Origin of the sequence: Kingella potus, assembly GCF_900451175.1 — a bacterium.
Lineage (GTDB): Bacteria > Pseudomonadota > Gammaproteobacteria > Burkholderiales > Neisseriaceae > Neisseria > Neisseria potus.
In genome coordinates this window covers 1-10,348 of the sequence record NZ_UGJJ01000006.1, presented here as the reverse complement: position 1 = coordinate 10,348, position 10,348 = coordinate 1, and the positions used below count along the sequence as shown (strand labels likewise).

9 protein-coding genes and 7 pseudogenes are annotated in these 10,348 nt (G+C 61.0%); 6 read left to right on the top strand and 10 right to left on the bottom strand.

Annotated features, from left to right (window positions below; translation table 11 throughout):
- The 6 genes and pseudogenes from DYE40_RS12085 to DYE40_RS12060 form a co-directional block, all read left to right on the top strand.
- On the top strand, positions 1–560 hold a 560-nt coding region (locus DYE40_RS12085), incomplete at its 5' end, for a metal ABC transporter ATP-binding protein (RefSeq protein WP_147286651.1).
- Positions 561–661: 101 nt separating this feature from the next.
- Positions 662–1,213 (top strand): hypothetical protein, encoded by a 552-nt coding sequence (locus DYE40_RS12080; RefSeq protein WP_115309310.1) that lies wholly within the window; start codon positions 662–664, stop codon positions 1,211–1,213.
- Positions 1,214–1,364: 151 nt separating this feature from the next.
- Positions 1,365–2,247: pseudogene (locus tag DYE40_RS12075) on the top strand (metal ABC transporter permease).
- 59 nt (positions 2,248–2,306) lie between these two features.
- A pseudogene (locus DYE40_RS12070) lies at positions 2,307–3,234 on the top strand (metal ABC transporter solute-binding protein, Zn/Mn family).
- Positions 3,235–3,436: 202 nt separating this feature from the next.
- A pseudogene (locus tag DYE40_RS12065) lies at positions 3,437–4,173 on the top strand (methionine ABC transporter ATP-binding protein); the annotation flags it as partial.
- Positions 4,147–4,853 (top strand): annotated as a pseudogene (locus DYE40_RS12060) (methionine ABC transporter permease). The pseudogenes DYE40_RS12065 and DYE40_RS12060, both read left to right, overlap by 27 nt.
- 711 nt (positions 4,854–5,564) lie before the next feature.
- Here DYE40_RS12060 and DYE40_RS12055 read toward each other — a convergent pair.
- From DYE40_RS12055 to DYE40_RS12030, 10 genes and pseudogenes are all read right to left on the bottom strand, one after another.
- A pseudogene (locus DYE40_RS12055) lies at positions 5,565–6,222 on the bottom strand (methionine ABC transporter permease); the annotation flags it as partial.
- Positions 6,219–6,422 (bottom strand): hypothetical protein, encoded by a 204-nt coding sequence (locus tag DYE40_RS13345; RefSeq protein ID WP_425451201.1) that lies wholly within the window; start codon positions 6,420–6,422, stop codon positions 6,219–6,221. The gene DYE40_RS13345 and the pseudogene DYE40_RS12055, both read right to left, overlap by 4 nt.
- Positions 6,380–6,739 carry an ATP-binding cassette domain-containing protein gene (locus DYE40_RS13340; RefSeq protein ID WP_425451200.1) on the bottom strand — a complete coding sequence of 120 codons (360 nt, stop codon included), beginning with the start codon at positions 6,737–6,739 and terminating at the stop codon, positions 6,380–6,382. Before DYE40_RS13340 ends, DYE40_RS13345 begins: the two co-directional genes overlap by 43 nt.
- Before the next feature lie 5 nt (positions 6,740–6,744).
- On the bottom strand, positions 6,745–7,047 hold the full coding sequence (locus DYE40_RS13335) for an ATP-binding cassette domain-containing protein (protein WP_425451199.1): 303 nt from the start codon (positions 7,045–7,047) through the stop codon (positions 6,745–6,747).
- A gap of 105 nt (positions 7,048–7,152) precedes the next feature.
- Positions 7,153–8,075: pseudogene (locus DYE40_RS12045) on the bottom strand (metal ABC transporter solute-binding protein, Zn/Mn family).
- 56 nt (positions 8,076–8,131) lie between these two features.
- Positions 8,132–8,617 (bottom strand): metal ABC transporter permease, encoded by a 486-nt coding sequence (locus DYE40_RS13035; protein ID WP_245944119.1) that lies wholly within the window; start codon positions 8,615–8,617, stop codon positions 8,132–8,134.
- Between the two features lie 64 nt (positions 8,618–8,681).
- Positions 8,682–8,819: a hypothetical protein gene (locus DYE40_RS13030; RefSeq protein WP_245944118.1), complete on the bottom strand. Its 138-nt coding sequence runs from the start codon at positions 8,817–8,819 to the stop codon at positions 8,682–8,684.
- On the bottom strand, positions 8,795–8,881 hold the full coding sequence (locus tag DYE40_RS13025) for a hypothetical protein (RefSeq protein WP_245944120.1): 87 nt from the start codon (positions 8,879–8,881) through the stop codon (positions 8,795–8,797). The genes DYE40_RS13030 and DYE40_RS13025 overlap by 25 nt, the downstream gene beginning before the upstream one ends.
- 265 nt (positions 8,882–9,146) lie before the next feature.
- Positions 9,147–9,695: a hypothetical protein gene (locus DYE40_RS12035; protein ID WP_115309309.1), complete on the bottom strand. Its 549-nt coding sequence runs from the start codon at positions 9,693–9,695 to the stop codon at positions 9,147–9,149.
- Positions 9,696–9,796: 101 nt separating this feature from the next.
- A pseudogene (locus DYE40_RS12030) lies at positions 9,797–10,348 on the bottom strand (metal ABC transporter ATP-binding protein); the annotation flags it as partial.

Genomic DNA, 10,348 nt, shown 5'->3' with positions numbered 1-10,348 from the left:
CAGGCAAAGTGTCGTGGCACGGCATGAGCCGCCGCGACATTGCCTATCTGCCGCAGCAGGCCGACATCGACCGCAGCCAGCCGATGACGGTGTTCGAGCTGGCTGCGATGGGGCTGTGGTATGAAATCGGCTTTTTCGGCCGGGTCAGTGCGGCGCAGAAAGAGCGCGTGATGCACGCGCTGCGGCGGGTGGAGATGGACGGGGCGGCCGACCGGCAGATTGCCCATTTGTCCAACGGCCAGTTCCAGCGCGTGCTGTTTGCGCGGATGCTGGCGCAGGATGCCAAATTCCTGCTGCTCGACGAGCCTTTCAACGCGGTGGACGCGCAAACGACCTACGCGCTTTTGGACGTGCTGCGCCGCTGCAACGGCGACAAACAGGCCGTTATCGCCGTGCTGCACGACTACGAACAGGTGCGCGCCTATTTTCCCAACACGCTGCTGATTGCGCGGGAAAAAATCATGGCGGGCAAAACGGAGGAAGTGCTGACCGAAAGCTGCCTGCAACAGGCCGCCGCCGCCATGCAGAAGCACGATTATCCGCAATGGTGTGCCGCATAAACATTTCAGGCCGTCTGAAAACGGTTTCAGACGGCCTTCTTCCCGCTGCAAAGTGTCCATGCGGAGTGTTGTCCGCCCTCCCCGATAAAAAGGAAAGCATCATGAAAAAATCCGTCCTTCTGTTTGCCGCATTCTTTGCCTGTGCCGCCGCCCATGCCGACGGCGGGAAAAGCAGCGCGCAAGCCGCTGAAAAAAACGTTTCCGGGCAGCATGGGGCAGCCAGTGCAGTTTCGCAGGCGCAGGATGCCGTCCGCCGATACCAAAAGAGCGAAGGCGCAGGCTCACGCGAAATCCTCTCCGAGGAGGCCAAGCTCGCCCCGAGGGAGAGAATCACCGGCATCGTGCGTTTCACGGCGGGCAGAACCTACAACATCGCCGGCCGCTGCGGCTCGGGCTGCGGCAATATGTCTCTCAAACTGTACGACAGCGGCGTATATCTCGACCTGATCGACGAAGACAGCATCAACGGCCTGCTGGTCAAGCAAGACCCGCGCACGACCAAAGAACCGGAATTGTCCTGGAAGGCGGAAAAAAACGGCCGCTACACCGCCGTGCTGACGATGAAGGAATGCGCCGCCGCTTCCTGTGCCGCCGCCCTGCAAATCTTTGAAGGCACAAAAAGCCTTGTACAAGTAGGCATCCGTATTCGGTAACCGCGTTTTCAGACGGCCTCAAACCGCAGCCGAGGCCGTCTGAAAACGTTTGCGGCAGCCCGTCCGCCGCCCCGCTCTTTATTCCCGCAAACGGAAGCACAGGCGGCCGCGCATCCAAAGGCCGTCTGAAAACAAAAAAGCACAAGCAAATATGACTATCTCTTTATACGAATGGCTGATTGAGCCGTTTGCCGAGTTTGACTTCATGCGCTACGCGCTGGCTTCGGTGGTGTTCCTTGCCCTGAGTGCCGCGCCGGTGGGCGTGTTTCTCGTGATGCGGCGCATGAGCCTGGTGGGCGACGCGCTGGGACACGCCGTGCTGCCCGGAGCGGCGGTGGGCTATATGCTCGGCGGCCTGAGCCTGCCGGCGATGAGCGCGGGCGGTTTTGCCGCCGGCATGGTGATGGCATTGCTGGCCGGGCTGGTGAGCCGTTTTACCGACTTGAAGGAAGACGCGAATTTCGCCGCCTTCTACCTGAGCAGCCTTGCCGTCGGCGTGCTGCTGGTGAGCATGGGCGGCAGCAACATCGACCTGCTGCACCTTTTGTTCGGCTCGATACTCGCCGTGGATCTGCCCGCGCTGACGCTGGTGGCCGCCGTTGCCAGCATCACGATTGTTACGCTGGCGGTTATCTACCGTCCCGCTGCTGCTGGAAAGCATAGACCCGCTGTTTTTAAAGGCGGTAAACGGCAAAGGCGGGCTGTGGCACCTGATTTTCCTCGTACTGGTGGTGATGAACCTGGTGTCCGGTTTTCAGGCCTTGGGTACGCTGATGGCCGTCGGCCTGATGATGATACCGGCCATCACCGCCCGGCTGTGGGTGCGCGGCATGGGCGGGCAGATACTGCTTGCCGTGCTGTTTGCCCTCCTGTGCGGGCTGTTCGGACTGCTGTTTTCCTATCATGTGGAAATCCCCTCCGGCCCCTCGATTATTCTTTTTTGCGGCGGCTGGTACGCCTTTTCGGTGCTGTTCGGCAGCGAAGGCGGCCTGCTGGCCAAATGGCTGCGCGGCAGCCGCCACAAAACATTCTAACCAACCGCGGCGGCTTTTTTACTGCCCGCATTTTTCCAGCAAAGCAGAAAGGACAAACTATGAAACATTGGAAACCCGCCTTCGCCGCCCTGATTTTGGCCGGCGTGGTACAGGCCGAGCCTTTAAACGTCGTCAGCAGCTTCAGCATACTCGGCGACGTGGCCAAACAGGTCGGCGGCGACAAAGTGGCCGTAACCAGCCTGATTGGCGCGGATCAGGATCTGCACGTTTACCGCCTCAACAGCGGCGACATCAAAAAAATCCGCTCCGCCAAACTCGTGCTGCTCAACGGCCTCGGTTTGGAAATCCGGCGAACTGACCCGCGCCGTCAAGCAGAGCAAAATCCCCTATGCCGAAGCTGCCGCCGGCATCAAAGCCATCGAAGCCGACCACGATCACGATCACGACCACCACGAACACGGCCATGACCACGATCACGGCCACGAACACCACCACCACCACGGAAAATACGACCCGCACGTATGGAGCGATCCCTCGCTGATGCAGAAATATGCCGCCAATGTTGCCGAAGCCTTCATCAAAGCCGATCCGCAAAACAAAGCCTATTACAGCCAGCGTCTGCAAAGCTACGGCAAAGAGCTGCAACAGCTCGACACCTATGCCAAAGGCCGCTTTGATGCCGTGCCCGCCGCCCGCCGCAAAGTGCTGACCGGTCACGAAGCCTTCGGCTATATGGGCCGCCGCTACAACATCAAATTCTACGCGCCGCAGGGCATCAGCACCGAAGCCGAGCCCTCCGCCAAACAGGTTGCCGCCCTTATCCGCCAGGTAAAACAGGAAGGCATCAAAGCCGTGTTTGCCGAAAACATCAAAGACTCGCGGATGATCGAACGCATCGCCAAAGAATCCGGCAGCAAAGTCGGCGGCAAGCTCTACTCCGACGCACTGAGCAAAACCCCGCCCGCCGACACCTATACCGGCATGATGCGCCACAATATCGACTCGCTGGCCAACGCCATGAAATAAAGCCCGCGCGCCATCGGCAGAGGCCGTCTGAAAACGCGCAATCCGTGTTTTCAGACGGCCTCTGCCGCCCGGGTGCGGCGCAACGCCCGCGCACACGGCTCCGGCGTTTGACATTTTCCACCGCTTGCCGTTTAATCGCGCCCGCAAACCACACCGCCCGCTGTGCCGCACATCGGGCTTTGTTTTTTAGACAAACCGCATCATGATCATCCTCGACCAAGTCTCCAAACACTATCAAAACCGCGACAAAACATCGTTTGCCGCCGTTCATCCCACCAGCCTCGAAATCCGCGAAGGCGAAATTTTCGGCCTGATGGGCTATTCCGGCGCGGGAAAATCCACCCTGCTGCGCCTGATCAACCTGCTGGAACGCCCCGATACCGGCCGGGTACTGGTCGGCGGGCAGGAACTGACCGCCATGAGTGCCGACGAATTGAGAAAAGCCCGCCAAAACATCGGCATGGTATTCCAACAGTTCAACCTGCTCGCCAACCGCACCGTGGCCGGCAACGTCGCCTTCCCGCTGGAAATTGCCGGATGGCCGTCTGAAAAAACCGCCGAACGGGTATACCAATGCCTTGAAATCGTCGGCCTTGCCGACCGCGCCGGCCACTATCCCGCCCAACTTTCCGGCGGGCAGAAACAGCGCGTCGGCATCGCCCGCGCCCTCCGCGCCGAACCCGAAAGTCATCCTCGCAGACGAACCCACCTCCGCCCTCGATCCCTCCACCACCCCGCAGCGTGCTCGAATGCCTCGAAGACATCAACCGCCGCTTCAACGTAACCATCGTCATCGTAACCCACGAAATGAGCGTCATCCGCCGCCTGTGCCGCCGCGCCGCCCTGCTCGACCAAGGCCGCCTGCTGGAAGTGGCCTGCGTGGAAAACCGCCAAATACACGCCGAAACCGCCATCGGCCGCGAACTCGTCTCGGAGGAACTGGTGAACGCCAACGCCCTGGAAAACCTGCAACGCCTGCTGCCCGAATTTACCAAAGCCATCGGGCAGACCCTGATTATGGTCGGCGTATCAGCCGCTGTTGCCATCGTAATCGGCGGCGCACTCGGCATCTGGCTGTTTGCCTCCGCCCCCGGGCCAGGTGTTCGCCCGCCCAGGCCTCAAACCGCACGGTAAGCTGGCTGGTGAGCTTATGCGCGCCTTCCCCTTCGTCATCCTGATGATTGTGCTGATGCCGCTCACCCGCGCCATCGTCGGCACCTCCTTCGGCCCCCTGGCCGCCTCCGTATCGCTTTCCATCGCCGCCTCCTTCTACTTCGCCCGCCTGGTCGAACAAAACCTCAACGAAGTGCCCAAAGGCGTAATCGAAGCCGCGCAAGGCCATGGGGGCGAAGCCGCTGACCATCGTCTTCAAAGTATTGGTGAACGAAGCCCGCGCCGGCCTGATTCTGAGCATCACCATCCTGCTGATCGCCATCCTCGGCGAAAGCGCGGCCGCCGGCCTGATCGGCGGCGGCGGCATCGGCGACTTGGGCATCCGCTACGGCCACCAGCGTTATATGCCCGACGTAATGGCCGAAGTCGTCGCCCTGCTCAGCCTGATCGTCATCGTCATCCAAAGCGCGGGCAACTATCTTTCCGCCAAAGCAGACAAACGCTAGGCAGCCCACGCGTTCCATTCCTTTCTACGCAGTCGGGGGAGGGGATACAAAAACATGAGGCCGTCTGAAAACCGCAATACGTTTTTCAGACGGCCCTCATGTTTTCCTAATCAGCCAAAGCCGCCGTCCGCAGAGAACGCGTGCGCCGCTCGGGCGGCACACCCTACCCGAACTGCCGAACTGCGTGCGGAATCCTCCGTAGGGTGTGTGGCGCAGCCACGCACGCGTTCCCCGCGATACAGAGGCCGTCTGAAAACCGCAAAAGCAGCCGCAAACCCGCGCTCCCTCCCTGCGCCCGCGCGGGGGAGGGTCAGGGGGGGCTTTGGCTGCTTGTCCGGCATTTGCCGGCGCAGCGGCAAAGCGGCTCTGCGACCGCCGCCCTCCCCGGCCCTCCCCCGCGCGGGCGCAGGGGAGGGAGCGCGGGTTTGCGGCTGCTTTTGCGGTTTTCAGACGGCCTCTGTATCGCGGGAACGCGTGCGTGGCTGCGCCACACACCCTACGGAGGATTCCGCACGGCAGTTCGGCAGTTCGGGTAGGGTGTGCCGCCCGAGCGGCGCACGCGTTCTCTGCGGACGGCGGCTTTGGCTGATTAGGAAAACATGAGGCCGTCTGAAAAACGTATTGCGGTTTTCAGACGGCCTCATGTTTTGTATCCCCTCCCCCGACTGCGTAGAAAGGAATGGAACGCGTGGGCTGCCTAGCGTTTGTCTGCTTGGCGGAAAGATAGTTGCCCGCGCTTTGGATGACGATGACGATCAGGCTGAGCAGGGCGACGACTTCGGCCATTACGTCGGGCATATAACGCTGGTGGCCGTAGCGGATGCCCAAGTCGCCGATGCCGCCGCCGCCGATCAGGCCGGCGGCCGCGCTTTCGCCGAGGATGGCGATCAGCAGGATGGTGATGCTCAGAATCAGGCCGGCGCGGGCTTCGTTCACCAATACTTTGAAGACGATGGTCAGCGGCTTCGCCCCCATGGCCTGCGCGGCTTCGATTACGCCTTTGGGCACTTCGTTGAGGTTTTGTTCGACCAGGCGGGCGAAGTAGAAGGAGGCGGCGATGGAAAGCGATACGGAGGCGGCCAGGGGGCCGAAGGAGGTGCCGACGATGGCGCGGGTGAGCGGCATCAGCACAATCATCAGGATGACGAAGGGGAAGGCGCGCATAAAGCTCACCAGCCAGCTTACCGTGCGGTTGAGGCCTGGGCGGGCGAACACCTGGCGGGGGCGGAGGCAAACAGCCAGATGCCGAGTGCGCCGCCGATACGATGGCAACAGCGGCTGATACGCCGACCATAATCAGGGTCTGCCCGATGGCTTTGTAAAATTCGGGCAGCAGGCGTTGCAGGTTTTCCAGGGCGTTGGCGTTCACAGTTCCTCCGAGACGAGTTCGCGGCCGATGGCGGTTTCGGCGTGTATTTGGCGGTTTTCCACGCAGGCCACTTCCAGCAGGCGGCCTTGGTCGAGCAGGGCGGCGCGGCGGCACAGGCGGCGGATGACGCTCATTTCGTGGGTTACGATGACGATGGTTACGTTGAAGCGGCGGTTGATGTCTTCGAGGCATTCGAGCACGCTGCGGGTGTGGAGGGATCGAGGGCGGAGGTGGGTTCGTCTGCGAGGATGACTTTCGGGTTCGGCGCGAGGGCGCGGGCGATGCCGACGCGCTGTTTCTGCCCGCCGGAAAGTTGGGCGGGATAGTGGCGGCGCGGTCGGCAAGGCCGACGATTCAAGGCATTGGTATACCCGTTCGGCGGTTTTTCAGACGGCCATCCGGCAATTTCCAGCGGGAAGGCGACGTTGCCGGCCACGGTGCGGTTGGCGAGCAGGTTGAACTGTTGGAATACCATGCCGATGTTTTGGCGGGCTTTTCTCAATTCGTCGGCACTCATGGCGGTCAGTTCCTGCCGCCGACCAGTACCCGGCCGGTATCGGGGCGTTCCAGCAGGTTGATCAGGCGCAGCAGGGTGGATTTTCCCGCGCCGGAATAGCCCATCAGGCCGAAAATTTCGCCTTCGCGGATTTCGAGGCTGGTGGATGAACGGCGGCAAACGATGTTTTGTCGCGGTTTTGATAGTGTTTGGAGACTTGGTCGAGGATGATCATGATGCGGTTTGTCTAAAAACAAAGCCCGATGTGCGGCACAGCGGGCGGTGTGGTTTGCGGGCGCGATTAAACGGCAAGCGGTGGAAAATGTCAAACGCCGGAGCCGTGTGCGCGGGCGTTGCGCCGCACCCGGGCGGCAGAGGCCGTCTGAAAACACGGATTGCGCGTTTTCAGACGGCCTCTGCGATGGCGCGCGGGCTTATTTCATGGCGTTGGCCAGCGAGTCGATATTGTGGCGCATCATGCCGGTATAGGTGTCGGCGGGCGGGGTTTTGCTCAGTGCGTCGGAGTAGAGCTTGCCGCCGACTTTGCTGCCGGATTCTTTGGCGATGCGTTCGATCATCCGCGAGTCTTTGATGTTTTCGGCAAACACGGCTTTGATGCCTTCCTGTTTTACCTGGCGGATAAGGGCGGCAACCTGTTTGGCGGAGGGCTCGGCTTCGGTGCTGATGCCCTGCGGCGCGTAGAATTTGATGTTGTAGCGGCGGCCCATATAGCCGAAGGCTTCGTGACCGGTCAGCACTTTGCGGCGGGCGGCGGGCACGGCATCAAAGCGGCCTTTGGCATAGGTGTCGAGCTGTTGCAGCTCTTTGCCGTAGCTTTGCAGACGCTGGCTGTAATAGGCTTTGTTTTGCGGATCGGCTTTGATGAAGGCTTCGGCAACATTGGCGGCATATTTCTGCATCAGCGAGGGATCGCTCCATACGTGCGGGTCGTATTTCCGTGGTGGTGGTGGTGTTCGTGGCCGTGATCGTGGTCATGGCCGTGTTCGTGGTGGTCGTGATCGTGATCGTGGTCGGCTTCGATGGCTTTGATGCCGGCGGCAGCTTCGGCATAGGGGATTTTGCTCTGCTTGACGGCGCGGTCAGTTCGCCGGATTCCAAACCGAGGCCGTTGAGCAGCACGAGTTGGCGGAGCGGATTTTTTTGATGTCGCCGCTGTTGAGGCGGTAAACGTGCAGATCCTGATCCGCGCCAATCAGGCTGGTTACGGCCACTTGTCGCCGCCGACCTGTTTGGCCACGTCGCCGAGTATGCTGAAGCTGCTGACGACGTTTAAAGGCTCGGCCTGTACCACGCCGGCCAAAATCAGGGCGGCGAAGGCGGGTTTCCAATGTTTCATAGTTGTCCTTTCTGCTTTGCTGGAAAAATGCGGCAGTAAAAAAGCCGCCGCGGTGGTTAGAATGTTTTGTGGCGGCTGCCGCGCAGCCATTTGGCCAGCAGGCCGCCTTCGCTGCCGAACAGCACCGAAAAGGCGTACCAGCCGCCGCAAAAAAGAATAATCGAGGGCGGAGGGGATTTCCACATGATAGGAAAACAGCAGTCCGAACAGCCCGCACAGGAGGCAAACAGCACGGCAAGCAGTATCTGCCCGCCCATGCCGCGCACCCACAGCCGGGCGGTGATGGCCGGTATCATCATCAGGCCGACGGCCATCAGCGTACCCAAGGCCTGAAAACCGGACACCAGGTTCATCACCACCAGTACGAGGAAAATCAGGTGCCACAGCCCGCCTTTGCCGTTTACCGCCTTTAAAAACAGCGGGTCTATGCTTTCCAGCAGCAGCGGACGGTAGATAACCGCCAGCGTAACAATCGTGATGCTGGCAACGGCGGCCACCAGCGTCAGCGCGGGCAGATCCACGGCGAGTATCGAGCCGAACAAAGGTGCAGCAGGTCGATGTTGCTGCCGCCCATGCTCACCAGCAGCACGCCGACGGCAAGGCTGCTCAGTAGAAGGCGGCGAAATTCGCGTCTTCCTTCAAGTCGGTAAACGGCTCACCGCCGGCCAGCATGCCATCACCATGCGGCGGCAAAACCGCCCGGCTCATCGCCGGCAGGCTCAGGCCGCCGAGCATATAGCCCACCGCCGCTCCGGGCAGACGGCGTGTCCCAGCGCGTCGCCCACCAGGCTCATGCGCCGCATCACGAGAAACACGCCCACCGGCGCGGCACTCAGGGCAAGGAACACCACCGAGCCAGCGCGTAGCGCATGAAGTCAACTCGGCAAACGGCTCAATCAGCCATTCGTATAAAGAGATAGTCATATTTGCTTGTGCTTTTTGTTTTCAGACGGCCTTTGGATGCGCGGCCGCCTGTGCTTCCGTTTGCGGGAATAAAGAGCGGGCGGCGGACGGGCTGCCGCAAACGTTTTCAGACGGCCTCGCTGCGGTTGAGGCCGTCTGAAAACGCGGTTACGAATACGGATGCCTACTGTACAAGGCTTTTGTGCCTTCAAAGATTTGCAGGGCGGCGGCACAGGAAGCGGCGGCGCATTCCTTCATCGTCAGCACGGCGGTGTAGCGGCCGTTTTTTTCCGCCTTCCAGGACAATTCCGGTTCTTTGGTCGTGCGCGGGTCTTGCTTGACCAGCAGGCCGTTGATGCTGTCTTCGTCGATCAGGTCGAGATATACGCCGCTGTCGTACAGTTTGAGAGACATATTGCCGCAGCCCGAGCCGCAGCGGCCGGCGATGTTGTAGGTTCTGCCCGCCGTGAAACGCACGATGCCGGTGATTCTCTCCCTCGGGGCGAGCTTGGCCTCCTCGGAGAGGATTTCGCGTGAGCCTGCGCCTTCGCTCTTTTGGTATCGGCGGACGGCATCCTGCGCCTGCGAAACTGCACTGGCTGCCCCATGCTGCCCGGAAACGTTTTTTTCAGCGGCTTGCGCGCTGCTTTTCCCGCCGTCGGCATGGGCGGCGGCACAGGCAAAGAATGCGGCAAACAGAAGGACGGATTTTTTCATGATGCTTTCCTTTTTATCGGGGAGGGCGGACAACACTCCGCATGGACACTTTGCAGCGGGAAGAAGGCCGTCTGAAACCGTTTTCAGACGGCCTGAAATGTTTATGCGGCACACCATTGCGGATAATCGTGCTTCTGCATGGCGGCGGCGGCCTGTTGCAGGCAGCTTTCGGTCAGCACTTCCTCCGTTTTGCCCGCCATGATTTTTTCCCGCGCAATCAGCAGCGTGTTGGGAAAATAGGCGCGCACCTGTTCGTAGTCGTGCAGCACGGCGATAACGGCCTGTTTGTCGCCGTTGCAGCGGCGCAGCACGTCCAAAAGCGCGTAGGTCGTTTTGCGCGTCCACCGCGTTGAAAGGCTCGTCGAGCAGCAGGAATTTGGCATCCTGCGCCAGCATCCGCGCAAACAGCACGCGCTGGAACTGGCCGTTGGACAAATGGGCAATCTGCCGGTCGGCCGCCCCGTCCATCTCCACCCGCCGCAGCGCGTGCATCACGCGCTCTTTCTGCGCCGCACTGACCCGGCCGAAAAAGCCGATTTCATACCACAGCCCCATCGCAGCCAGCTCGAACACCGTCATCGGCTGGCTGCGGTCGATGTCGGCCTGCTGCGGCAGATAGGCAATGTCGCGGCGGCTCATGCCGTGCCACGACA

Bases quoted from the DNA above. Each gene is read 5' to 3' on its own strand.
- DYE40_RS12080 (WP_115309310.1), top strand. From the start codon at position 662: ATGAAAAAATCCGTCCTTCTGTTTGCCGCATTCTTTGCCTGTGCCGCC.
- DYE40_RS13340 (WP_425451200.1), bottom strand. From the start codon at position 6,739: ATGAGTGCCGACGAATTGAGAAAAGCCCGCCAAAACATCGGCATGGTA.
- DYE40_RS12035 (WP_115309309.1), bottom strand. From the start codon at position 9,695: ATGAAAAAATCCGTCCTTCTGTTTGCCGCATTCTTTGCCTGTGCCGCC.